Consider the following 26,182-nt stretch of genomic DNA (forward strand, 5'->3'; position numbering starts at 1 on the left):
TATAGTTTTATCTTGATAAAATTATAATTTATAGTAATATATTTATATAATAATTAAAAGCGAAAGGATATCTAATATGCCTAAATATAAAGAAATAAGTGATGAAATTAAACTTCGAATTGAAAATGGAGTCTACAGTGATCAAAATAATCAAATACCTGATGAAATTAGCCTTTGCAATGAATTTAATTGTAGTAGAATGACTATGAAAAAAGCATTAGATTTATTGGTTTTAGATGGCATTATATATAGAAAACGTGGACACGGAACTTTTATAATGGATAAACTACCTGATAATTCAAAGATAAATATATTTGATAGAGATTTAAATGGATTAACTAGACTATCTCATGGTAATGTAAAAACAAAAGTTTTAGATTTCAAATTAATATTTGCTGATACTAATTTATCTAACAAATTAAATATAGATGAAAACTCTCCTGTATATGAAATATTAAGGGTGAGATATATTAATAATGAGCCTGTAGTCCTTGAAAAAACCTTTATGGATGCTACACTAATCACTGGAATTAACCATAGTATTTTAGAGCATTCAATATATGATTATATAGAAAGTACCTTAAAATTAAAAATAAGTAGTGCAAATAAAATTATTCGTTCAGATAAAAGCAATAAAGAAGATATTGAGTACTTAAATTTAGGTGAGTATGATCCTGTTTTAGAAGTTGAGCAAATTGCTTATATAAATAATGGAAAAGCATTTGAATATTCCATTGCTAGGCATAGATATGATAAATTCCAATTCACCTCTTTTTCAGTAAGAGTATAAACTAACTTCAATTTTAAAAGCCCTAGGGGTAATTCCCCTTGGGCCTAAATAAATAGACATTTTTTATGTTATATATCCCGTAAATAACTACAAGTATATTTTATTACATCTCTTATTCTATATAATTCACTTTCTTTATTTGTTTTTCTCCATATAACTGAATAATCGTAAAACCATTCCTCAAATTTCTCTGCTAATTCTTTAAAGTCATTATTCATACTAATGCTTTCTTTTATTACATCATTATTTATATCACTATACCCCTTTATTATCTTATTATTTATGCTAATATTTGTACTATTCATATTATCATCAAGCTTACCCTTGTATATTTCATTATTTATTATTACTATCATTATTTTATTTATTATTAAGATACCTCTAGCTGCAACTATAAACTCTTGTATCATTTCTTTTGATTTTCCATATTTTGTATTATGTGATAAATTTTCTAACTTTTCTTCTATTTTTAATATTTTTTCCTGCTGTTCCTTTAGTTCATGAATTTTTGCTGTTTTCATTTTCCTTATAAGTTCATTTTCGATATGTTCATTTGTATTAAACTTTTCCTTCCATATTACTAACTCTGACCATCCAAATTCCTGATACTTACTTAGTTCTGCTAATAATGAAATTAGTGTCCCACTACTATCTCCAAATTCTAAAATAGAAATATCTTTATACATTTTATTAAAATCTTTTTCTATACTAGGATTCCATGATAAAGCAGCTCCATATATCATTCCTGGAATAGAACTAGATAATAAATTTATATGTCCATAATCTCCCCAATTTGTATTAAGTACTCCTATTGCATCATACTTCACCCCATATGAAATCATTCTATATATATTTTCAAATGCATTGTCCATTAAATTCATTAAGTGGCTCCATCCCCCTACTCCAGGACATACATATTGTTTCCTTCCACTTTCTGCAATTATTTTTGTATCCTTTTCTTCAACACCACACCAGTAATTCCAATTTAGGCAAATTGCATCTTTATCTATAGTATTTATTAAATCTGGGTGATTTAATATAACATCTCCCCAAAACATTATTTCCTTATCATATTCTTTTACTATAGAAATAACTTTATTAAGAAAATCAACATAAAGCTTTCCAATCCCTAGTCTATCAGCCTCCTTACTACTTTTCCCTTTCCCTAAATCAAAGGTTTCATCACAACATATATTAAACTTATTAGATGAAAATAAAGGTATAAACTGTTCTAGCATATTTCCAACTAATTTTATACTATCTTCATTAGTTACATTTAATGTATGATGAGCCATTCTATCTACAAAGGAATATTCAGGTTTTGTTGTTTCTGTTAATTCGCATAAATTCTTAAAGGATTTAGTTCTTAAAACTTCGTATAAATGCCCAAAGGTAGATATAGATGGTATAAGTTCTATATGCTTATTTTTACAATACCTATCTAATAAAATTATTTCTTCTGAAGTTAATGGATCTTTATCTATCCAAACTTCGCTCATCCCTTTAAATGCAAAGGTGTGCTCAATATACAACTGAAGTTCATTTATCTTATAAAATGATGCTTTATCTACTAAGTTCATTAAAGTTTCTAGCTTCGGAACTTTTCCCCTAGTAACATCATGATAAAATCCTCTATGTTTAAAATAAGGTTTATCTTCTATTATTACTCCTGGTAAACTATATCCATACTCTCTTATTATTTGTATTAATGTCTGAATTCCATAAAATAATCCTTTAGAAGTAGAGGCATTTATTTCAATATTATCTTTTTTTATTGATAACTTATATTCCTCATCCTCCATTGAAGACTTTTTCTTTAGACATATAAAAGTATTATAAATATGATAATTTAAAGCCTTTGTTATATTTACTTTAAATCCAAAAGTATTATTTATTTCTTCTTGCAACAATATTGCAGAGTTCAAATCATCAAAAGAACAGTTGTAATCTAAAATTATATTAACTTCTTTTTTTAATTTAAATTCTTCTTTAATATATTGTATCTTTCTAGGCATTGGTATTAAATTCATTTTCACCATCTCCCTTTTTAGTCAATAAACATCTTTTTAATCAATAAAATTTATATTTATTACTTAGTAATTTCATAACTCTATTCTGAAACCATTAATATATTTTAAACCGACTACTCCACAGTAATTTCGTCAACAAACATAAACGCTGGCCCTTCACCTGCCATAATGCTCCAACTAGGACATACTTCTTCATTCTTAGCAAAGATTCTTATATACCTAATCTTTATATCGATATTAAAAATTGAACTTATATTATCTACAGCAACTTCTTTTCTTGGTATTGAATTTCTATAATAAATTCTTTCAATATCATTAAATTCTTTTCCATCAACTGAATACTTAAAATCTACAAATCTAGGATAATAAATCCATGCTCTAGTATCTTGTAAAAAACCTACAGTTATTTTGCTTATGTTTCTTTCTTCTCCTAAATCTATAATTACATCCAAATCATCATGGTATCCAAGCCAACGTCCATCTGTATAATCATTACTTCCCTTTTCCCCATCTATTAAATCATAAACACCATTTTTATTATATTTTTCTATTTCTACTGGATTTGTAAATGTCTTTATATCCTTAATCCCTAATGATTTATATAGACTACCTTCTTCTACTTCACTTTCTTTAAAGCCATCCCTAAAAGCCCTTGCTTTAATTGTTGTACTCTCCTCTATTACTATTGGCTCTGTATATAATAATGATTGAATATTTGGCTCACTTCCATCTAATGTATATCTAATTTCACCAGTTTTATTTGGATTATATATATCAACTTTTTTATTAATTGGTTCCTTTAACACAATATTTTTAGGTGAAATTTCAGGTTTTAGTGCTCTTGGCATTATTTTAGACTTACTTTTTATTCTTTGATATTTTGGAATATAGTTATCAACTTCATCTGAATTTTTCAAATAATCCTTAGTAAAGATTTCTTCATTTATTATTCTTTCATCCTTAGAAATTAATAAAGATATCTCATTTTCTTCTGAAACAATAAACAATTCAGAATTCTCTAATTTAGAATTTCCATTTAATATAAACTCTCCCTTAGATAAATGTAAAGAGTACTCAAAACCATTGTGCATACACACTAATTCTTTTTTATATACATTCTTCACTACAGGAATTCTATTAAAGTACAATGCAAATTTTTTCTGATTATCTTTGTAGCAATTTTCTTTCAATGTATTATCTTTATATCTATTTTCCTTAAATACATTTTCTTTGTATCTATTTTCTTCAAATATATTTTCCTTAAATACAATTTCTGAATCTTTGCATATTATATTTATTGTTGAACCTTCACTTGTTTCCCAAATTACTTCATATGAAAATTCATCTATTATTGAAAACTTTGGTTCTTCTCCAATTATTTTATTTATATCATTATTGCTATCTATTTTTACTAAATCTATTGATGCTCTTAAATTTTTATCGCTCCAATAATGAGCATTTAATATAGGAAGTGAATCAAAAATACTCTCATTGTCTTCCAAAGTACTTTCATAATATCTTGACTTATAATTTTCATTAAATAAATGCAAGTCTCTTATAGAAAGACTATTTTTTTCCCAAAGAAAACTTATTCTATAAAATCTACTATTATACCACGCTGTTCTTAAATCATCTTTATTCCAGTCCTTAGATATTGTGATAGTAGTAGGTGGTGTAACTAAGTATTTTTTCTTAAACCATTTTCCTGATTCTTTTAAAGTTTCAACTCTTACTTTTTTCTCTTTTGCAAGCTTTGCTATATATGGAATTTGGAGTTCATATCCTTTTTTCATTGTATTCCATAAAAAAGTATTTTCTTGTCCTGTTTGTATATATGAAAATCCTAAAACTGGTTCATTTATATATCTATCAAATAACCATTCAATCCACTCTTTAGTTTGTCCTATTACGCAAGCTGGCTCCATAGTATAAACACCATTTATAGATTTTCTTAATCCATCTTCAAAAGCATAAATTGAATCAGGTCCGAGCATTCTAAATATTGGTAAATCCAATTGCATCTCCTTACTTTGAGATGGTATATATTCATTTAATTTACTTGGATAATATCCTTGGTTATAATATCCTCCCCAAAGTGTAAATCCATCTGTACCAATTTGATCTCTGCATAAAGCAGCGGCTTCAACATTATATTTTTCTTTAAAATACGTTAAAGTTATAATATCCATTACCCAAGACCCTACTGATTTGGGATAATACCCAAAAATTGATTTGAAATCTTCCATATATACATCTACCATTTTTAATCTATCTTCTTTTGAATATCCTAATGAATATCCTATATTTACATGATCATCTACTGGAGTCTTTCCCTTCCATTTAACTCCTGCTTTTTCTGCTAGTTGCTTATCAATTTCCCACCAAACACCAACTTCGTCATATTCATCAATACTTTCTTTTATCAAATCACTAAACCTTTTATCTATTAATGCATCATATTTTAGTGCATATGTTGCTGGCAATCCGTATTGCTTCAAAATTTCTAATTGATATATTATTGTTTTAAAATCATCTTCAACAAACTCTCCACTTGGATATACCGTCTTTCTTATAAAGTTATATATATTTACTATTGTTGGTGTCTTTAATTTTTTACTTGTTAAACTCATACTTAATACTTTTTCACTAGATAGAATATATTAAACTCTATACTACTGATTACTTTCTCCTTATTTTTATAAGTAATGTTAAATATTAAAGGTAATAAAATATCTTAATTTTATAAAAATCATGATATAATATTACCTCAATTATTTTGAATTTATTTAAATTATCTCAACCTAACTTTTAATGTCTTTATTTCAAAAGGCTTTATTATAAAGTTAATACTATTTCCATTTATATTTACACTTGATAGATCATCTTCTAATAAGTTACACTCAACAGCACTTTCTATATTTTTAAAGAAACTTAAATCTACATTTGTTCTCTTGTTATGGAATTCATATAGTCTAATTATTAAATCATCACTATCTTCGGCCTTCTTTATAACTTCAATCATAACATTATCTTTATTTACACTAGCCAAGCTTAATTTATTATCTAAAATTCCTTTATTTTCTTCACAAACTTTTGTAAATAAAGGTGTATTTAATTGATAAGCTTGATTAACTATTTTTGCTTCTTTCCATGTTCCAGTATGAGGATATATTGAATATGTGAAGAAATGCTCTTCCTTATCTGCATCTGGGTTTGGATCACATGTTGATTTTAATAATGTCAATCTCATGTTTCCGTCTTTTATGTCATGGCCATATTTAGAATCATTTAATAATGAAACTCCAAAATCACCTTCTGATAAATCAGCCCATTTATGACCACAAACTTCAAATGCTGCAACATCCCAAGATGTATTGTTATGTGTTGGTCTAGTTACATTTCCATATTGAATTTCGTAAGTAGCTTCCTTAGCATTAATTTCTACTGGGAAAGCTGCCTTAACTAATACATCTTTTTCTTTCCAATCTGCAAAGGTTTCAAAATCTATTCTTTCGATATCATTATAAATATGAATCTTTTGAATTATCTTTGATTCTAAGAATTTTCTTTCTACCTTTAATGTGCTTCTTACTGGTCCTTGTTCTATAACTTCAATATTTTGAACATCATTTATTTTCCACATTTTTTCTTTATAATATATATCTATATCCCAGTTATCAAAGCACATTGGCTTATCTTCAAAAGCTTGAAGTTCATTACCTATTGCTCCATCTTTTAATATTTCTCTATTTACTTCTTTATTTATAAATGATGTAATTTGTCCTTGATTATCAAATATAATCTTGAAAAATTTATTTTCCGCTTCTTCTTTCGAAAGCTTAACTAATTCATTTGTTTCTTTAGTTGCTTCTACAATTCTAAATGATTTATATCCATTTGCAGGAATCGCCTTTGCAAAAAATATTGCTTTATTTCCATCTATTTTTTGACACACAATCTCTAAATCATCTTCATCAATTACTGCTGGATTTTTTATATCTTTTGGAATTTCAAATGTTGCAATATCATTTCTCTCAAAACCTAAAGTATTAGAAACTACTACACTTCTCTCCTCAAGATTTATTTCTGAAAGTATATTATCCATGCTATTTTCTATTAAATTATCTACATTTTCTAATAACTCCTTATACTCAACTTGTGTAACATCATAAACTTCTTTAATAGATGATCCTGGAATAATATCATGGAATTGATTTAGAAGCACTTTTTCCCATGAATTATTAATATTTTCTTTAGGATATTCATTACCTAATAGCATTGATAGAGAATTAAGCTTTTCTGCTGCTGTATATAAATTTTCACATTTTCTATTATCTCTTTTATTTCTCGCCATTGAAGTATAAGTACCTCTATGGTATTCAAGATATAATTCTCCAACCCATTTTTTTAACTCTTTATTTCCTGATACTTTTTCTTCTAATCTTTTAAAATAATCTAAGGATGTTCCCATTTTAACTCTTGGAGCACCTGGTATCCCCTTTGCTAATCTTCTACCATTTTCAAGCATTTCGATAGTAGCACCACCACCACCATCTCCCCATCCAAAGGAAACTAGTACATCGTTATTTATATTCTTATTTTGATATCTTCTCCACGATCCCATTATTGCATCTGGCTGAATATGTCCATTATATGTTGTGAAGTGAGATTCTCTATCTTGTCCTGGACCTGTAGTTGTTATAAAATGCGTTAGTACTTCACTTCCATCTATACCCCTCCACATAAATGTGTCATTTGGAATTTTATTAAATTGATTCCATGCTATTTTAGTTGTCATGAAATAATCTATATTTGATTTCTTAAGTATTTGAGGTAATGCTGCTGAATAACCAAAAACATCTGGTAACCATAATATTTTATTATCTACGTTGAATTCTTCTTTAAAAAATCTTTTACCATGAAGTATTTGTCTTACTAGTGACTCTCCTGATGTAACATTACAATCTGCTTCAAGCCACATAGATCCTTCTGGCTCCCAAACTCCTTCTTTAATTTTTTCCTTTACTTTTTCATATATTTTAGGATGATCTTCCTTTAACATCTTATAAAGCTGTGGTTGAGATGACATAAATATATACTCTGGATACTCTTCCATTAGTTTCAATACTGTTGAAAAGCTCCTAGCAACTTTTTCTCTTGTTTGTGCAACAGTCCAAAGCCAAGCTACATCTATATGAGTATGTCCTACACAAGTTGCAATTACATCTTCATGTCCACATAATTCTCCATAAAACTTTTCATTTAAGAAGTTATTTGCTTCCTTAATACTTTCATCATATTCTTTTGATTTAGGTCTTCTTAAATCAATTAAATTGATAGCCTCATTTAAAACAGTTATCATATCTATTCTATTTTTATTTTCTTTATCTAACTCTTTGCATACATCAACAGGGACTTTTAGATTCCAATATAACTCTCTAGAATCCATATCTACTTCTACTAACTTTCCATATAATGTAGCTTTTTTATCAGCAAGCATTCCTGCATATGCATGTAAATCTATATCATACTTTGTGCCTGCAACTGCATTATGCGTTAAAATTACCTCTCTATGATTTATATCTAACCCTTGAATTTCTTCTCCATTAACATATAAGATAAATTGAGGATTTGTAGCATCCCATCCTTCATCAAAAGTATGAAAGTTAAGGGCTATTACTTTCCCTTCAAAGTTATTTGGAACTTCTACAGAGCACTTAAACCATCCATGACAATCTTTGCCTCCCCATAAATCTCCACTTTTAAACTCTCTCCATCGCTCTTTTGGAGCATCCTTTATTAAATCTATGTTATGATAATTTCCATCGATATACATATAATTTTCAAGGCTTATTTCATTTCTATATACATTTTTAGCAATTTCATTACAAGTCTTTTCAATTCTTTCTAATAAATAAAACATAACTTTTCTCCTATGAATATTAAATATTTTAACTTACACTTTTATTACTATATTATTAACTTTACAACCCAATCATTCATTAAATTTACTCCTTTACTGCTCCAACCGTTAATCCACTAACAAAATATTTTTGGAAAAATGGATAAGCAAAAATAATTGGTAAAGTAGTTATAACAACTATTGCCATCTTTACTGTTTCTTTTGGCATTTTTGATACTGCTTCAGTTGCATTTAAACCAATAGATTGAGAATTATTCACCAGAAACTCTATTGATGTTTCTAACTTTATAAGTAAATATTGCAATGGTATTAAACTATTTTTATCTATATATAGCATTGCATTAAACCAATCATTCCAAAATCCTAGTGTTAAAAATAAAGCTATTGTTGCTATTGCTGGAAGTGATATTGGTAAAACTATTCTTAAGAATAGTAAAAACTCTGAAGCTCCATCTATTTTTGCAGATTCTATAATTGCATCTGGTACAGTAGTTTTAAAGAATGTTCTCAAAATTATAATGTGAAATGAACTAACACAAATAGGTAGTATAAGAGCTAATATATTATTTTTAAGTCCTAAAAATCTTGTTACAACTAAATATGATGAAACCATACCACCTGAAAATAACATAGGAATAAATATTAACTTAGTAAAAAACTTTCTATATGCAAAATTCTTTCTTGATAACGCATAAGCATAAGTTGTCATTATAATTAATCCAAGTATTGTTCCAGTAATTGTGACTACAATAGTTACTCCATAGGCTCTAATTATATTGCTTCCAGATTCAAATATATATTTATATGCTTCTAGACTCCACTCCTCTGGCCAAAATCTATATCCATTTGCTTGTAAGGAGCTCTCACTAGTCAACGAAATTATTAAAACAAATAGAAATGGTACTATACATAATGCTGCTAAGATTCCAAATAATACATTTAAAATCATATTTGTTTTTTTTGAAATTGAGTTAAATTTATTCGAATGATCTTCTGCTTCATTTTGTTCTTTATTAGTATCAAAAATATTTTTAAATTTATATGCCATATTTTACACCGCCTTTACTCTAGAAAAATGCATTTTCATTATCTACTTTTCTAACAATTCCATTAGTAACTAATATCAAAATAAGTCCTACAAAGGATTGATATAATGCAGCTGCTGAACTCATTCCTATATTCCCTAAGTTAGTTAAACCTCTATAAACATACGTATCTATAACATTTGTTACTGGATATAAAGCTCCAGAATTTTTTGGGAGTTGATAGAACAATCCAAAATCAGCTCTAAACATTCCTCCTACTGCTGTTATAAACATTATTATCAAAACTGGTTTTAATGATGGAATGGTAATATATTTTATTTGTTGCCATTTACTTGCTCCATCTATCATAGATGCTTCATAATATGACTTGTCTATTCCACATATAGATGCTAAGTATACAACTGTACCATATCCAACAGCCTTCCATTGACTCATAAATATTATTATTACAATCCAATATTTAGACTCAGTGTACCAAGATATTTTTTCTCCACCTAAAGCTGTTATAATTCCATTTACATATCCTTTTTCTGGACTTAAAAATGCAAATAAACAGTAACTTACAACAACCCATGATAAAAAGTAAGGTAAGAACATAGAGCTTTGATAAAACTTAGATAATCTTTTATTTAACAGTTCCTTTAATAAAATTGCTAATGTAACAGGAAGTACTATACCTAAAATTATAAAAACAATATTATATAAAACTGTATTTCTTGTAATTAGCCAAGCATCACTACTATTAAATAGAAATTTGAAATTATCAAATCCTACCCATTCACTTTTTATTAAACTTTCTATAAATCCACCGCTAATTCTCCAATTTTTAAAAGCAATAATTATACCTATCATAGGCAAATATGCAAATACTAAAAACCATAATGTCCCTGGTAATGTTAAAAGTAAAAATTCTCCATTCTCTTTTAGCTTTTTAAATATTGACTTATTTCTCTTTTTATCTAACTTCTTAACTTTAGACATTGCTCCAACCCCTTTTCTGTAAACGTTTCTTTAACTACTTAAAATATATCATACAAGCCTTTTACCTTTAAAGTTGAAATACTTTAGATTTAGTGAATAAATTAAAGTTTCTATTTTTCGGCTGAATAAAAATGGAGATATCTCATAACTATAATTTACTAATTTATTTTGAAATTCTTCAAAATAAAATCACCTAATAAGAGTAATTAAATCTTATTAAGTGATTTTTGCTTAATTATATGTTATTTAATTTTCGTACAACACAAACTGTTGATTTTAAGACTAACTATTCAGCAATCTTCCTCTATTAATAGTTTTTCATTTCTCTTAATGTTGATGGACACACTCCATAATATTTTTTAAACTTTCTATAGAAATAGCTTGTATCAATGTACCCAACTGCTTTAGCAATATCATTTATCTTCATATTTGTATTAAGTATTAATTCCTTTGCCTTCATATTTTTCGTCTTATTTAAGTATTCTGAAAATGAGCTTCCTGTTTCCTTTGAAAAAATTTGCCCCAAATATGAACTATTTATATTATATTGATGAGCTAAAGTTTTTAAGCTTAGCTCTTCATAATATCTGTCATCTACTATATTTACTATTTGTTGGACTACAGGACTATATTTTACTGTACTTTTATACATAGCCTCTATAAGTTCCTCTATTTCTCTAATTATAAATGCCTTAACACTTTTTCTAGTACTTTCATTACATAATTCTATGATGGTATTACTTAAACTATCTCTTCCATACTTTTTTTCTAACTTAAATTCATTTGATATATCATCTATTAATATTATTATTTTTATTGAAAAATCATAAATATTTTTAGGAGTTAGCTCTTTATTTTCTAATATCTCTGATATATATTTTTCTAAATCTTTATTACTTTTTTCTATAATTAACTTATTAATATAATCTATTTCTTCTTTAAAGTTCATCTTCTTTTCTTTTATATCTCTAATATTTTCTTTATATATACATTTATTGGTACCTTCTGTTAATATATACTTTTTTAAGTCATTAGCTACTTTATAGCTTTTTCTTATATCTTTTATATCAAAAACAGTATCTCCTATAGACATAAAAATTTCCTTCTTTGATTCTTTAATAATATTTTCCTTAATGCCTTCATAATAATTAATAATTTCATTTCTAGATATATTTTTATCCCAAGAATTTATTAATATAGCTTGGTCATCATATTTATAAAGAATCTCATACTTATCATTTGTATATCCGTCTACTATATCTTCGATATCTACACGCTCTTCTTCATCTTCTTTTTTCATAAGTTTTATATTAGCTACAGTATATATTTTATTATATATATCTATTGATATTGAATCCTTCATATCATAGATAAAATTCTCATCTAACATTTCTTCTAGGTATTGAATTAATCTTCTATTCTTATCTAAAAGTATATTTTTCTCTTTCTTCTTATAATCTAAACTTCTAACAATACTCTCCATAACCTCTTCAAGTTCTTCTTCATTTATAGGCTTTAATATATAACTTTCAACACCATATTTTATTGCCTCTTTTGCATAAGCAAATTCATCATATCCAGTAAGTATTGTAAATCTTGTTTTTGAATTTATTTTTCTTATTTCACTAATTAGTTCTAATCCTGTTAATTTAGGCATGCTAATATCTGTTACAATAATATCTACTGCTTTTTCCTTAAATTTATTTAAAGCTTCTTCTCCATTATGTGCTATTTCTCTTACTTTTAACCCGAGGTTTTCCCAATCAATAATATTCATTAGCCCTTGTGTTATTAATTTTTCGTCATCAACTAACATAACATCATACATAAATCACACCTCTTTACATAATATTTTTACTACTAAAGTTATTCCTTTATCCTTATTTTTTAATATTTTTAGTCCATCCCCTTCCCCATATTCATTAATAATTCTCTTATTCACATTTTCTATGCCTATTGAATTACTATCTTGTCTATCGCTTAATAATTTATCATTTATTTTTTCTAATTCCTCATTAGGAATTCCTCTACCGTTATCTATAATTTTTATAAAAATATCATTTTCTTCTTTAGTTACATCTATCTTTAATTCGTTATCATAATCTTCAAATCTAATCCCATGTATAAAGTAATTTTCTATTAATGGCTGTATTGAGAATTTTACAATTTTATATTTTTCAAGATCATTTTGGCAATTTATCTCAAAATTAAAATTATCATAATATCTAAATTTAAATATTTCTATATATTTACTACAATAATCTAATTCATCCTTTAAGGTTATTATATTGCTATCCTTTACTTGCTTTCTAAATAAGAAGGAAAGTGTATATAACATTTTACCAACCTCTTTATCGCCATTACAAATAGCCTTCATTCTTATTGACTCTAAAGTATTATATAAAAAATGTGGATTAATTTGATTTTGTAATGCTACCATTTCAGCTTTTTTTTGTTCAATTTCTGCTAGATATATTTTCTTAATATATTCATTTAATTCTCTACACATTTCATTAAAGTTTTCTGAAATATAATTAATTTCATCATTATCAGATGTTATTGGAATTTCTACATCTAAATTACCGCCCTTTACCTTTTCCATAGCAACTAATATATTATCTGTTCTATCACTTAATAATTTCAGCTTAATATATAAAATTGATAATGAAATTATTAAAACTAAACTATCAACAAAAACTAAAGAATTAATTAATCCTATAGATATTTTATTAACATCACGCTTTGCCATCTTAGAAACAGACATTATTGCTGAAGAATTTATACTTTTATTTATATAATAATTTTTATCTAATTTTACCTCACCATCACTTTTTGCTATTTCATCGTAATACTTACATTTTTCATAATTGTACTCTCCATCAGAGCTATAAATAATATATCCATTATTATCAAACACCATAACTTGATGCTCATTTTCATATTTTTTTACTATTTCTTTTATATGGTTCAAATTATATGTAAGCAGTATTATACCTTCGCTTTTTAAGTTAACTGGATCTCTTACTTCCCTTACAAACTTTAGTGTATTTTTATCTGCAAAAATATTATTAAATCCATCTTCTATTGGTATATCTTCCTTATCCACACTCGTTACTTTTATTTGATCTTGTCTATTGAAAGAACTTTTCTCCATTCTACTGTAGCTTATAAAGGCAATTTCCTCTAAATTATAATTTAAATTAAATGAAGATCTTACAAATCTTTCAGTACCATTATAATAATAACTAGAGCTTTCAGATAACCTGTCCAACTTATTCTTTAAATAGGAAATTGTATCTGTATTCATGAATCTAAGTATATCTTCAACAACATTCAAATCACTATACATATTCTTTACAATTAAATCACTTGAATTGTTTATCCTATTTATTTCATCATTAACATCATAAACAACTTTTTCATTAATATAAGATTTAGAATCTCTATTGTTTTGTAAAAATTTTTTAACAAAATAGAAATCTAATGTTGCTATTAAAAAAATAGCAACTAATATATTAGCTACAAATAGTCTTTTATATACTGTTGATTTTTTTATTTCCATATTATCTATCCTCTCAGAGCATCCTATATATACATTTAATCACAATGATTTCCCTATTTAAAGCTTTTCATAAGTGCTAATTTATATTTTTATTGTACTTTTTCTAGATAAAAATATAATTTATACATAAAAAATTGAATTTATGAATTCATTAAACTATACTACTTATTACAAGTAAACATTTACGGAGGGATTTATGTGTTTGGTAATTTCTTTAATTTTGAAAAAATCTTTGATTCATTTAACTATGTATTCTGGTTTTTCTTATTGAACTTATTTTTTATGCTTTTTAATATTCCTTTAATACTCTTCTTTATATTTATAGGCATAAGTAATATTTTTAAATACTTTCCTTTATTCTTGATTTGTTTACTTCCAGCTATGCCAACATTTACAGCATTACTTTATTGCATGAATAAAATAATTGTAAATAAAGATTTAAATATTATAAAAGATTTCACAAATGGAATTAAACTTAATTTCAAGCAATCATTTCTGATTTGGTTCATTGAACTCTTACTAATAATTATAATTTATTTTAATATAAGATTTTTCTCATTAATAAAGTATAATGTTGTTTTAGTTTGTTTATTTTCTGCTATTACTATTATTATAGCTGCTGTTACACCTTTTATCTTTATACTTATTAGTAGATTTAAAATGAAAACTATTGATATATTAAGAACATCATTTATTTTATGCTTTACAAGACCAATACTAACTATAACCAATTTATTATTATTTATTTTTTCACTTATTTTATTTGAAATAACTCCTGGAACAATAATATTATTTATTTCTAGTCTACTATCTTTTTCATTACTATTCATAAATAAATCTTTATTGTATGAGCTAGAAGGTATATCAAAGAAACAGAATATTTCTTAATTTAATTTTGATATCTTAGCTTATATATATAATCTAAATTTAATGTTTAAACTCTAAAAATATATAACTTATTCTAGAAAAATAGCAATTGATATTTTATTCAAAAATGAAAACATATACAATAATGAATATAGTTTTAATATTCTAAAATATAAATATCAAAAATAATTAAATACAAGTTATATATTACAGGAGGGGTGTTAATGCAAAACACTAATAATGAAAAACTAAACATATTTAAAGATACATTAAAAGAAATAGGAACAGATCTTTCAAAATCAATTAATGATGTAAAACTAAGAAATTTATTTCTAAATTGTTTTATAAATACTATTGATACAACTGTGCTTTATGAAGAAAATGATACTTTTATTATCACAGGAGATATCCCTGCAATGTGGCTTAGAGATTCAACTTCTCAAGTAGAACATTACTTACCATTCGTTAATAAATATCCTGTATTGAAAGATTTATTTACTGGATTAATTAATAGACAAATTAAATGCATTATGATTGATCCCTATGCTAATGCTTTTAATAAAGAACCTAATAGTCTAAAGTGGGACAATGATATAACTAAGGATAGCCCTTGGGTTTGGGAAAGAAAATATGAAATTGATTCACTTTGTTTTCCTATAAGATTAATTTATAAATATTGGAAATCTACAAATGATGCAAGCTTTTTCAATGATAATATTAAGGATACTTTTTATTCAATCATAAATTTATGGGAAAATGAACAATATCATTTTGAAAAATCTGATTATTCATTTCAAAGATTAAATTGTCCAGAAAGTGACACTTTAACTAACAACGGATTAGGAACTCCAGTCACTTTTACAGGTATGACTTGGTCAGGTTTTAGACCTAGTGATGATGCATGTAAATACGGTTACTTAATCCCATCAAATATGTTTGCAAGTGTTGCTCTAAAATATATAGAAGAAATTTCTGAAGTAATATTTAATGATTATTCCTTAAGTCTTAAAGCTAAATCTCTAAGAACACAAATAGATGAAGGAATCGAAAAATTCGGTATAGTTAACCATGATGAGTTTGGTAAAATTTATGCCTATGAAACAGATGGATTTGGTAATTATAATTTAATGGATGATGCTAATGTTCCTAGCCTTTTATCTATCCCATATATAGAATACAAACCAATAGATGATGAGGTTTATCAAAATACTCGTAAATTTATTTTAAGCAAAAATAATCCTTACTATTATGAAGGTACATCCGCTTGTGGAATAGGTAGTCCCCATACTCCTGATCAATATATATGGCATATATCACTTTCAATGCAAGGATTAACATCTAATAATAAATTAGAAATAAATGAATTATTAGAAACTTTGATTAATTGTGATGGTAATACTAACTATATGCATGAAGGTTTCAACTGTAACAATCCTATGGAGTTTACAAGAGAATGGTTTGCTTGGTCAAACTCATTATTTGCTGATTTTATATATAAAAAGTTCATTAAGTAATTTATATTTTAAAAGCCCTAGAGGTAATTCCCCTAGGGCCAAAATAAATTTTATATATCAAGGTATTGTGATTTATATAAGTTATAATACAATCCCTTTTGCTTTATTAATGAATCGTGGGTTCCCTCTTCTAAAATTTGTTTTTCTCCTATATACATTATCTTATCTGAATTAACTATTGTTGATAATCTATGCGCTATAACAAAAGACGTTCTTCCCTTAAGTAATTCTTCTATTCCCTCTTGTAATAATGCTTCTGTTTCTGTATCTATACTTGATGTAGCCTCATCTAAAATTAGTATCTTAGGGTCAGATAATAATACTCTTGCAAAAGATATAAGTTGCTTTTGTCCAACTGAAAGTCCATTTCCTTGCTCATTTAAATATGTGTTATATCCATCTTTAAACTCTCTTATAAAATCATCAGCTTTAACTATTTTTGATGCATTTATAACCTCTTCATCTGTAGCATCTAATTTTCCATATCTTATATTTTCCATTATTGTTCCTGAGAAAACAAATGGATCTTGTAGCATAACTCCTATTTCTTTTCTAAGAGATTTTAAAGTAACCTCATTTATATCTATCTCATCTATAAGAATATTACCTGATTTTATCCTATAGAATCTTGATAAAAGATTTACTATAGTTGTCTTTCCAGCTCCAGTTGGTCCAACTAAAGCAATTTTTTCTCCTGCATTTATCTTCATATTTATATTTTCTAAAATAGGACTATTTTCTTCATATTCAAAATATACATTTTTAAATTTTACATCACCATTAATATCTTGTAATGATATTGCATCTTCCTTATCAAATTCAGGTTCTTCATCCATTGCTTCAAATATTCTTTCTAAATATGCCATTGCATTTATCAATGTATTATAAAAATTCCCTATGTTAGTTATTGGTGCCCAAAATATCCATACATAAGATATAAAAGCTGTTAAAAGTCCAAGAGAAATTCCATCTGCAAATACTAAAATTCCAAAGATATAAATAAGTGAAATTGATATAACTGATATTGTGTCTATACTTGGCCAAACAAGAAAGTTTAAGCTTACAGCCTTCATCCAAGAATCACTACATTCATTACAAAGATCTTTGTATATTTCCATATTTTTATTTTTTCTTGAAAATGATTGTGTTACTCTTATTCCATTTATGCTTTCATGTATATAAGCATTTAAGTTTGATTGTTTTGCACTTACTTTTTGATGAGCTCTTCTTTGTGCATTTTTAATAGATAACATAACTACTAATAATATTGGAATACAAATAAGTGTTACTAATGTTAATCTTATACTTAGAAATGACATAAATATTATAGTCATAACTAAAGTAACCATATCTGCAATTAAATTAACAAATCCATTTGATAATATATCACTTAAAGAATTTATATAATTTACAACTCTTACTAAAATTTTCCCATGAGGTCTAGAATCATAATAGTTAAATGGTACATATTGAAGATTTCTAAATAAATCATGTCTAATATCTACTAATATATTTTGTCCTACTTCTCCCATTGTGTACATTCTATGTCTCATAATCACTGCTATTGATATAAATATTATTACATATAAAATAGACAATAATACAAGGCCACCAATATTTTTATTTGGAATATATACATCTAATGCTGCCTTTACTATTACTGGTCCAATTAATGAAATTGAACTTGATAATAGCATTAACAATATTGAAGTTAAAATTTTTGTTTTGTAAGGCTTCATATATTTTAATAATCTTTTTAAATACTCTAAATTAAAACCAACTTCTAATTCTTCATCTACATTATATTTATTTCTTGCCATTTATACTCCCTCCACTTCTAAATTCAAATTGCCATATTGAGTATAAAATATACTTGAATAGTATCCATCTTTCTTTACAAGCTCATTATGATTTCCTCTTTCTACTATTTCTCCATTATCTAAAACTAATATTAAATCTGCTTGCTTTAATGAGGATATTCTGTGAGCAATTATAAATGTTGTCTTTTTCTCTTCCATATTTTTAAGTTCATGTTGTATTTTCTTTTCTGTTTCCATATCAACAGCTGATGTAACATCATCTAATACAAATATTGATGCATTTTTCATCATTGCTCTTGCTAAAGATACCCTTTGTTTTTGTCCTCCAGAAAGTCCTACTCCTCTTTCACCTATAATTGTTTCATATCCTTCATCTAATCTCTTTATAAAATCATGAGCTTGAGCTTTTTTAGCTATTCTTTTTACTTCTGGAAAGCTTGCTCTTGGATTGCTAAACGCTATATTATCCTTAACAGTATCTGAAAATAAAAATATATCTTGCATTGCAATTGCTACATTTCCTCTTAATATATCTAAATCCATATCCTTTATATTAATTCCATCTATAAAAATTTCTCCCTCAGTTGCATCATAGAATCTAGATAATAAATCTATTATTAAAGATTTTCCAGCTCCAGTATGTCCAACTAATCCTATTGTTTGTCCTGCTTTAACTTCAAATGAGACATTATTTATTACTCTTCTTCCATCTATATCTAAACTTACATTTTTGAAGCTTATATCTCCTCTAAATTTATTAAGGTTAATTGTCTCTTCATTATTTTTAATATTACTTTCTGTTCTTAACAACTCAATTATCTTAGCTGATGATGCTATAAATCTTTGTGTATCATTAATTAAATATCCACACATTCTCATTGGATTATTTAATGCCCATAAAAGACTATTAAAGATTACTAATTCTCCAAGAGTTATTTTATTTGTTACAACTAATACTCCACCAACTAATATCATTACAACAGATAAACTATTTGATAAAAACTCTAATTTAGGTATATATTTTCTTGTAACTTTAATTGTATCTAAGTTTCTATCTCTATAATTTTTATTTTCTACATTGAACTTATCTATTTCAAAAGTTTCCCTTCCAAATGCTCTAACCACTCTATTTCCACTTATATTTTCCTGAACAACAGAATTTAATCTTGAATATGCTTCTCTTATATTATGGAATGTAGGTGAAATTTCTTTACTCATTTTAAAAGTAAAGAATCCAATTAAAGGTGATACAAAGAGCATAAATATTGTTAATGTAGCATTTACATACATCATTGATATTATTGCAAAGGCAAATGTTGTTACAGATGAAAGAATATTATAAACTACCCACGCAACAAAGTGTCTTATAGCATCAGTATCACCTGTCATCCTAGCCATAAGATCTCCAGTTTTAACTTTGCTATAGAAATTAACATCTAACTCTAAAAGCTTTTCATATAAATCTGTTCTTATTTTAAACAATATCCTTTGTGAAATCTTTTCTAATATCATTTGATATGCATAAGTTATAAATCCTTTAAATACTACAATTGCAATCATAGTTAATATAAGAGGTATTAATAAATTTGTTTGATTTTCTCCTAATACCTTATCTACTATTCTTCCTGATATAAATGGATTAACCATATTAATTGCTGACGTGAATAGTACTAACAATAGTGCAAATAAGTATTTGAACTTGTACTTTTTTAAATAACTAAATATCCATTTTAAACTGTCCATACTCAAGTCTCTCCTTATATTATTAATTTGTAAATTTGTACATGTTTTAATAATTAAATACCCTCTTAAAAATATCCATAACCAAGTTCTCCTTATATTATTTATTTCTAAGTAAGATTATAGCTAAGTTATTGAAAATAAAAATGTATTATATTAAACTTTAAATGTATATTATTATACTAATTGAAGTAATTATTTTTGGAGATGTTAAAATGAATAAAGTACATGCAAATATAGATTGTTATAATCCTCAAATACTTTTTGTAATTGATGGATGGTGTTCACCAGAAATACCAGTTCCAGAAACTAATTATCACTGCCATGAAGATTTTATTGAACTTTCTTTTATTACTTCTGGTTCTGTAGATTATTTAATTGAAGGTGAAAAATATACATTGAAAAAGGGACAAGTGCTTATTTCTAATCCTGGAGTATATCATCAGGAACTATTTGAAGCTAATACAAATTGTAGAGAGTTACATATTGGATTAACTAATTTAAACTTATTTAGTAATGTAAAAAAAGACTATATTGATATAGGTAATAAAAACGTTCTCACTTTTACTAAATATAAAGATGAAATATTGAAAAGTTGTTTAGAAATTGTTGAAGAACAAAAAACCTATAATCAAACTTCTCCATTTATGCTTAAATCTCTAGTTATGAAACTACTTGTATTATTGTATAGAGAAATAAATGAGGAAGATACGACCCGTGATTCTAAAGAATTTTCATTTAAATCTCGTGAAAAGAAAGCATTAGTTGAAAGCATAACAAAATACTTAACTGAAAATTATACAGAAGACATTTCATTGTATACATTATCAAAAAATATGTATTTAAGCCCTGTTTATATATCTAAGATTTTTAAAGAACTTATGGGTGATTCTCCTATAAACTACTTAATACAAATAAGATTATCTAAAGCAAAAGAACTATTAGATGACTCGAAACTTTCAATAAAATCTATTGCAAAAATGGTTGGATATAGTGACCCATATTACTTTAGCAAACTATATAAAAAGTACTATGGGGTTTCACCTAACAAGTCACGAAATGCCAGTTAAATATACTATAAGAAAATGGGCTCCAGGGGTACTGTCCCTAAGGCCCAGAAAAATGAAAATATAATGTAGTATTAATACTTATACTTATACTTTTAACGTTAAAAATAAATGGCTATGAAGCTAAACTTTCATAACCATTTATTCTTATTTAATTTATTTATATATAAATTTATGATTAGTTTTATTTAGTCTTCTTCCATTCATCTACTTGCTTTTGCATTTCAGTTATAACTTTATCTATTCCTTGCTCCTTTAACTTAGCATTTAATTTTCCTAAGTATTCATCAATATCTACTGATCCACTATAAAGAGTTGACTTAAATTCTTCTAAGACATTATTTATAGCTGCAATTTCATTAGAAACACTTGAAGAATCAAATTTAAATCCTAATGCTGGTGATACTTTTGATTTATCATTGAAATCTTTAAACTCATCCCATTTTGATGCTGGTTCACCTTCTAATTTATACGTTATAAATAAATTTCCTAATGAGAAGTATGGCACATCATAATTTTTTTGATCTGGATTAGTTATCTTTATATGATCATCATCTACCTTTTCATAATGAACGCCTTCAACACCATAGTTTATTAAATTTCTTAAAGTTTCATCTGTATTTAATAATGTTAAAAATTCAAAAGCCTTATCTTTATTTTTTGAGTTATTTGATATTGCAATTAATGATCCTGTTGTTGATCCATTAGTTATTAATGTATCAACTATTGGAGATGATACTACTGGGTAATTCAATGCTTTTGACCAAAGTGTATCTGCATATGGTTGTCCATCACCCTTTGTTACAAACCTCTTAACAGATTTATCATCTTGAGCTGTAGCAGAATCTGCATTTATATATCCAGCTTGATAATACTTCCTTAAAGTATTTAATCTATCCTTCATTTCTTGTGTTTCAAACATATTCTTTATAGTTAAAGATGTATCCTTAGCTTCTATTCCAACTGGATCTACTAATTGATCAAAGAATACTGTGTAAGAGAATCCTTTAGTTATATATAGAGGAACTACATCAGGTTCATTTTCTTTTATAACTTTTAACCATGGTTCTAAGTCTTCTAAACTGTGAATATCTTGATATGGTATATTATATTTATCAACATATTCTTTAGTAAATGTCCACATAGGAGCTACTCCTAATTCTTTCTGATTTGGTACACCATAAATCTTACCATCTATAGTTGCTCCTTCCCAGAATCTTGAATCAACAGTTTCTTTTAACTTCTTTCCTGTATCAGAATTTAAATATTCATCTAACTCTAAGAAAGCTCCTTTTCTTGAATTTCCTAAATAGTCTCCAGCCCATGAACATGTAAATGCTAAATCATAATCTTCTCCTGAATTAATTACCACGGACATTTTTTGATTATAATCACCAAATCCTATAAATTTCATATCTAGATGAGCATTTATTTTATCTTCTAAATATTTATTGGCTTCAGCTAATACTTTATCAAGATCTTTTGGTTCCTCTCCAATTGCATACCAAGTTAAAGTAGTTAGCTTATCTCCATTTGAACTAGAGGCTCCTGTTGACTTACCACATCCCGTGAATATAGCTGAGGTTGCCATTATTGCACAAGTTGCTAATGCAACCATCTTTTTTATTTTTCTCATTATCTTTTTCCCCCTTAATTTAATAACGTTTACAAATATAATTATAATATTTTGAATTAACACTTTACAGTGTACTTATTTCATATTTGATTAACTAACTCTAGCTAAATTCTATACTTTAAACAAAAAATAAGCTTCCAGGTGTATTGCACCTGGAAGCCAAATAAATAGAGATCTACTTTAATATTTCCTCAATAATTTCAAGTTCTTTAACACTAAAGCTTAAATTATTTATTATTTTCTTATTGTCCACTATTTGTTCTGCCTTACTAGCACCTATAAGAACAGTTGTAACAGCATCATTTCTTAATACCCAAGCTAATGCCATTTGAGCTAATGTTTGCCCTCTTTCTCCTGCTATATCATTTAATTTTCTTATTTTGTCAAGCTTTTCAGCAGTTATATCTTTTTCATTTAAAAATTTACTACTTACCTTTTTAGCTCTTGAACCTTCTGGAATTCCATGAAGATATTTATTAGTTAATAGTCCTTGAGCTAAAGGTGAAAATGCTATTGAACCTATTCCTTCTTCCTTATGAACATCATGTAAGCCTTCTACCTCACTTAAGCGGTTAAACATACTATAACTAAATTGATGGATAAGACATGGAGTACCATTTTCCTTTAATATTCTAGAAGCTTCTTTTAATTCTTTTGGATGATAATTTGATAAACCTATATATAATGCTTTTCCTTGCTTTACTATATCAGTTAATGCTCCCATAGTTTCTTCAAGTGGTGTGTCTGGATCTGGTCTATGGTGATAGAATATATCAACATAATCTAAGTTCATTCTTTTTAAACTTTGATCTAAACTTGAAATTAAATATTTTCTTGAACCACCATTTCCATAAGGGCCTGGCCACATATCATATCCAGCTTTTGTTGATATAATCATTTCATCTCTATATTTACTAAGCTCACTATTTAGTATTCTGCCAAAGTTCTCTTCTGCAGAACCATATATAGGACCATAGTTGTTTGCTAAATCAAAATGTGTTATTCCATTATTAAAAGCCTCAAATATTATCGCTTTTTGATTTTCAATTGTATCTACAGATCCAAAGTTATGCCATAAACCTAAAGCAACCCTAGGTAAATATAATCCACTGTTACCACACTTAATATATTTCATTTCATCATACCTGTTTTCATTTATATTGTGCATATTCTCTTTCCTTCTATTAAATCGCTATATTCCCAATTATATTTTATTTCTTTGTAAGTAATTAAATAATGCTCCTAATAAATTTGCATCATTTTCAAATTTACACTTTTCAATTATAGGTCTAACTTTTCCTTCTTGTACATTTTTCATTATTATATCTATTTTTTCATTTATTTTATCTATGAAATCTGGTCTACTACTTATTGCTCCTCCAAGAATAATTTTCTCTGGATCATACATATATTGAATATTGAATATCCCCATTGCATTATTTAAATAAAACTCATCTATAGCATGAATACAATCTAAATCTCCATTATCAGCTAACTCAAAAACTTTTTTCCCGTCTATTTCATCTATAGAAATGTTTTTTAATTTCGCTACATTTTCTAATAAAGCTCCAACAGCACCTGTCTTACTCCAAGTTTTAAAGCTTACTTTATCGCCTTCATGAACTCTATCCAAAATACAATATCCAAATTCTCCACCATGTAGATTATTTCCTTTATGGATTTTTTTATCCTTTATAACTGCTCCACCAATTCCTGTACCACATACTACAAATAATACATCATTATTATCTTTAGCAGCACCTTTCCATACTTCACCTAAGGCAGCACAATTTGCATCATTTTCTATTTCTAAAGTTAATCCTAAATCTTCCCCAAATACTTTTTTGAAGTTTGGTCCATGAATACAAGGTAAAGCACTTGCTCCTCCAATTAATCCCGATTCACTGTCTACTCCTCCAGGTGCACTTACAGCTACACCATCTATGTTATGTTCTTCCTTTGCTTTGTTAATTACATCAATCATAGATACTTTGAATAATTCAAAATTATCTTTTTCTGATTTATAGCTTCCCTTTGATACAAACTCTCCTTCGTCTGTTATAATTGCGTACTTTACACTGCTTCCACCAATATCAAATACTATATAGTTCTTCATATCTTTCCATCTCCCTATTATTAAAATTTTTATGTTCTAAATTTATATAATTATAAAAACGTTTTCTGGAATACTATAAATCAAAAACTACTAACAAGTAGTTTTTATAATCAAATTAAATCGTATGCAAACTTATTTACTTTATCTAATTATTTACTTTATAATTTAAATCATATATAACAATTTTATATTTTAACCTATATTTTTTTATTAATCTAGTCTATTAACTTTAAACCTATATCTATCTTACTATTATAGCTTTAAATTCATATGTATCATATCTATGCCTTGAAAATGAATATTCAAATACTTTACCATTGTCTAAATATCCTATTCTTTCAACTTCTAAAACTGGTTCATCACTCTCTAAATGTAAGTATTCCTTATCTATTTCATTTGATTTTCTGGCTCTAACAGTTGAGTGAGAACTTTGTATTTTCAACTTCATTTTATCTTGTATATAGCTATATAAAGAACCTTCTGCATCAGATCTTTTTATCCCAGGGAAAAGATATAATGGCATATATGTCTTCTCAATTACTAAAGCTTTTTCATCTACATATCTAACTCTATGTATAAAACATACAAAATCATCTTCATCAATTTTTAGATTTTCTGCTATTTTTGAATCTGCATTTATAATTTTAAAATCTAACAATTTACTCTCTATCTTATGTCCAGCATTTGTTACTGTTAATCCTGCAAATTGATTTTTAATTGATAAATCTTCAATTTGATCTTGAGACATATCTTTTACAAAGGTTCCTGCTCCTCTTCTTTTAACTATTAGCCCCTCCATTACTAATAAATCTAATGCTTTTTTTACAGTCATCTTGCTAGCATTAAATTTTTCACAAATTTCCTTTTCAAAAGGTAATTGTTCATTTGCTTTATATTCGCCATTAATAATTTTTTCTTTTATGTATATAGCTATTTGCTCATACTTAGTCATGCTATTCTCCCTCTTATACATCAATATTAATTTAAATTAAACATAGAAGATATATATTATAAACTATAATTTTACGTAATTAAATTTCTAATTTAATTACTATTATATACTAGCAAAGATATAGCTACAATCAAATTA

The 26,182-nt window shown here is 26.5% G+C and carries 17 protein-coding genes and 1 pseudogene; 4 read left to right on the plus strand and 14 right to left on the minus strand.

What is annotated here, in order from left to right; all coding sequences use genetic code 11:
- The first annotated feature begins 76 nt into the window (after positions 1–76).
- On the plus strand, positions 77–790 hold the full coding sequence (locus tag J2Z25_RS10985) for a GntR family transcriptional regulator (RefSeq protein WP_209740490.1): 714 nt from the start codon (positions 77–79) through the stop codon (positions 788–790).
- Positions 791–858: 68 nt separating this feature from the next.
- Here the strand turns inward: J2Z25_RS10985 and J2Z25_RS10990 are convergent, their stop codons facing one another.
- The 7 genes from J2Z25_RS10990 to J2Z25_RS11020 form a co-directional block, all read right to left on the minus strand.
- Entirely contained in the window at positions 859–2,820 is a 1,962-nt protein-coding gene (locus tag J2Z25_RS10990) for a beta-N-acetylhexosaminidase (RefSeq protein WP_209740492.1), read from the minus strand.
- Between the two features lie 113 nt (positions 2,821–2,933).
- Entirely contained in the window at positions 2,934–5,450 is a 2,517-nt protein-coding gene (locus J2Z25_RS10995) for an FN3 associated domain-containing protein (RefSeq protein WP_209740494.1), read from the minus strand.
- Between the two features lie 161 nt (positions 5,451–5,611).
- On the minus strand, positions 5,612–8,743 hold the full coding sequence (locus J2Z25_RS11000) for an alpha-mannosidase (protein WP_209740496.1): 3,132 nt from the start codon (positions 8,741–8,743) through the stop codon (positions 5,612–5,614).
- An 85-nt stretch (positions 8,744–8,828) separates the two neighbouring features.
- Positions 8,829–9,791, minus strand: a complete 963-nt coding sequence (locus tag J2Z25_RS11005; RefSeq protein ID WP_008680783.1) for a carbohydrate ABC transporter permease — start codon at positions 9,789–9,791, stop codon at positions 8,829–8,831.
- 19 nt (positions 9,792–9,810) lie between these two features.
- The gene (locus J2Z25_RS11010; protein ID WP_008680784.1) at positions 9,811–10,770 is read right to left on the minus strand and encodes an ABC transporter permease; all 960 of its coding nucleotides are present in this window, start codon (positions 10,768–10,770) and stop codon (positions 9,811–9,813) included.
- Positions 10,771–11,077: 307 nt separating this feature from the next.
- Positions 11,078–12,598, minus strand: a complete 1,521-nt coding sequence (locus J2Z25_RS11015; protein ID WP_209740498.1) for a response regulator transcription factor — start codon at positions 12,596–12,598, stop codon at positions 11,078–11,080.
- Positions 12,599–12,601: 3 nt separating this feature from the next.
- The gene (locus J2Z25_RS11020; RefSeq protein ID WP_209740500.1) at positions 12,602–14,332 is read right to left on the minus strand and encodes a sensor histidine kinase; all 1,731 of its coding nucleotides are present in this window, start codon (positions 14,330–14,332) and stop codon (positions 12,602–12,604) included.
- 282 nt (positions 14,333–14,614) lie between these two features.
- Here J2Z25_RS11020 and J2Z25_RS18595 point away from each other — a divergent pair.
- Positions 14,615–14,818 (plus strand): annotated as a pseudogene (locus tag J2Z25_RS18595) (DUF624 domain-containing protein); the annotation flags it as partial.
- A gap of 47 nt (positions 14,819–14,865) precedes the next feature.
- On the opposite strand, the gene J2Z25_RS18600 reads toward J2Z25_RS18595, so the two are convergent.
- Complete coding sequence (locus J2Z25_RS18600) at positions 14,866–15,162, minus strand: hypothetical protein (RefSeq protein WP_245173285.1); 297 nt, start codon at positions 15,160–15,162, stop codon at positions 14,866–14,868.
- A 261-nt stretch (positions 15,163–15,423) separates the two neighbouring features.
- Between J2Z25_RS18600 and J2Z25_RS11030 the strand changes: the two genes are divergently transcribed.
- Positions 15,424–16,713 carry a glycoside hydrolase family 125 protein gene (locus J2Z25_RS11030; RefSeq protein ID WP_209740505.1) on the plus strand — a complete coding sequence of 430 codons (1,290 nt, stop codon included), beginning with the start codon at positions 15,424–15,426 and terminating at the stop codon, positions 16,711–16,713.
- A 50-nt stretch (positions 16,714–16,763) separates the two neighbouring features.
- Here J2Z25_RS11030 and J2Z25_RS11035 read toward each other — a convergent pair whose 3' ends face one another.
- Both J2Z25_RS11035 and J2Z25_RS11040 read right to left on the minus strand, forming a co-directional pair.
- Positions 16,764–18,533, minus strand: a complete 1,770-nt coding sequence (locus J2Z25_RS11035; protein WP_209740507.1) for an ABC transporter ATP-binding protein — start codon at positions 18,531–18,533, stop codon at positions 16,764–16,766.
- On the minus strand, positions 18,534–20,276 hold the full coding sequence (locus tag J2Z25_RS11040) for an ABC transporter ATP-binding protein (protein ID WP_209740509.1): 1,743 nt from the start codon (positions 20,274–20,276) through the stop codon (positions 18,534–18,536). It lies immediately after the preceding gene.
- A 212-nt stretch (positions 20,277–20,488) separates the two neighbouring features.
- Between J2Z25_RS11040 and J2Z25_RS11045 the strand changes: the two genes are divergently transcribed.
- Complete coding sequence (locus tag J2Z25_RS11045) at positions 20,489–21,343, plus strand: AraC family transcriptional regulator (RefSeq protein WP_008680800.1); 855 nt, start codon at positions 20,489–20,491, stop codon at positions 21,341–21,343.
- Between the two features lie 181 nt (positions 21,344–21,524).
- Here J2Z25_RS11045 and J2Z25_RS11050 read toward each other — a convergent pair whose 3' ends face one another.
- The 4 genes from J2Z25_RS11050 to J2Z25_RS11065 all read right to left on the minus strand — a co-directional run bounded on the left by J2Z25_RS11050 (position 21,525) and on the right by J2Z25_RS11065 (position 26,044).
- Positions 21,525–22,976, minus strand: a complete 1,452-nt coding sequence (locus J2Z25_RS11050) for an ABC transporter substrate-binding protein (RefSeq protein WP_008680801.1) — start codon at positions 22,974–22,976, stop codon at positions 21,525–21,527.
- 175 nt (positions 22,977–23,151) lie between these two features.
- The gene (locus J2Z25_RS11055) at positions 23,152–24,144 is read right to left on the minus strand and encodes an aldo/keto reductase (RefSeq protein ID WP_209740511.1); all 993 of its coding nucleotides are present in this window, start codon (positions 24,142–24,144) and stop codon (positions 23,152–23,154) included.
- A 36-nt stretch (positions 24,145–24,180) separates the two neighbouring features.
- Positions 24,181–25,092: an ROK family protein gene (locus J2Z25_RS11060; protein ID WP_209740513.1), complete on the minus strand. Its 912-nt coding sequence runs from the start codon at positions 25,090–25,092 to the stop codon at positions 24,181–24,183.
- 241 nt (positions 25,093–25,333) lie between these two features.
- Positions 25,334–26,044, minus strand: a complete 711-nt coding sequence (locus J2Z25_RS11065) for a GntR family transcriptional regulator (RefSeq protein ID WP_209740515.1) — start codon at positions 26,042–26,044, stop codon at positions 25,334–25,336.
- Positions 26,045–26,182: the final 138 nt, after the last annotated feature.

Origin of the sequence: Clostridium tertium, from assembly GCF_017873245.1 — a bacterium.
GTDB classification, from domain to species: domain Bacteria; phylum Bacillota; class Clostridia; order Clostridiales; family Clostridiaceae; genus Clostridium; species Clostridium tertium.

Excerpts from the sequence above, each read along its gene's own strand:
- J2Z25_RS10985 (WP_209740490.1), top strand. The coding sequence starts at position 77 with ATGCCTAAATATAAAGAAATAAGTGATGAAATTAAACTTCGAATTGAA.
- J2Z25_RS10990 (WP_209740492.1), bottom strand. The coding sequence starts at position 2,820 with ATGAATTTAATACCAATGCCTAGAAAGATACAATATATTAAAGAAGAA.
- J2Z25_RS10995 (WP_209740494.1), bottom strand. The coding sequence starts at position 5,450 with ATGAGTTTAACAAGTAAAAAATTAAAGACACCAACAATAGTAAATATA.
- J2Z25_RS11000 (WP_209740496.1), bottom strand. The coding sequence starts at position 8,743 with ATGTTTTATTTATTAGAAAGAATTGAAAAGACTTGTAATGAAATTGCT.
- J2Z25_RS11005 (WP_008680783.1), bottom strand. The coding sequence starts at position 9,791 with ATGGCATATAAATTTAAAAATATTTTTGATACTAATAAAGAACAAAAT.
- J2Z25_RS11010 (WP_008680784.1), bottom strand. The coding sequence starts at position 10,770 with ATGTCTAAAGTTAAGAAGTTAGATAAAAAGAGAAATAAGTCAATATTT.
- J2Z25_RS11015 (WP_209740498.1), bottom strand. The coding sequence starts at position 12,598 with ATGTATGATGTTATGTTAGTTGATGACGAAAAATTAATAACACAAGGG.
- J2Z25_RS11020 (WP_209740500.1), bottom strand. The coding sequence starts at position 14,332 with ATGGAAATAAAAAAATCAACAGTATATAAAAGACTATTTGTAGCTAAT.
- J2Z25_RS18600 (WP_245173285.1), bottom strand. The coding sequence starts at position 15,162 with ATGAATAGTAATGAAAAAGATAGTAGACTAGAAATAAATAATATTATT.
- J2Z25_RS11030 (WP_209740505.1), top strand. The coding sequence starts at position 15,424 with ATGCAAAACACTAATAATGAAAAACTAAACATATTTAAAGATACATTA.
- J2Z25_RS11035 (WP_209740507.1), bottom strand. The coding sequence starts at position 18,533 with ATGGCAAGAAATAAATATAATGTAGATGAAGAATTAGAAGTTGGTTTT.
- J2Z25_RS11040 (WP_209740509.1), bottom strand. The coding sequence starts at position 20,276 with ATGGACAGTTTAAAATGGATATTTAGTTATTTAAAAAAGTACAAGTTC.
- J2Z25_RS11045 (WP_008680800.1), top strand. The coding sequence starts at position 20,489 with ATGAATAAAGTACATGCAAATATAGATTGTTATAATCCTCAAATACTT.
- J2Z25_RS11050 (WP_008680801.1), bottom strand. The coding sequence starts at position 22,976 with ATGAGAAAAATAAAAAAGATGGTTGCATTAGCAACTTGTGCAATAATG.
- J2Z25_RS11055 (WP_209740511.1), bottom strand. The coding sequence starts at position 24,144 with ATGCACAATATAAATGAAAACAGGTATGATGAAATGAAATATATTAAG.
- J2Z25_RS11060 (WP_209740513.1), bottom strand. The coding sequence starts at position 25,092 with ATGAAGAACTATATAGTATTTGATATTGGTGGAAGCAGTGTAAAGTAC.
- J2Z25_RS11065 (WP_209740515.1), bottom strand. The coding sequence starts at position 26,044 with ATGACTAAGTATGAGCAAATAGCTATATACATAAAAGAAAAAATTATT.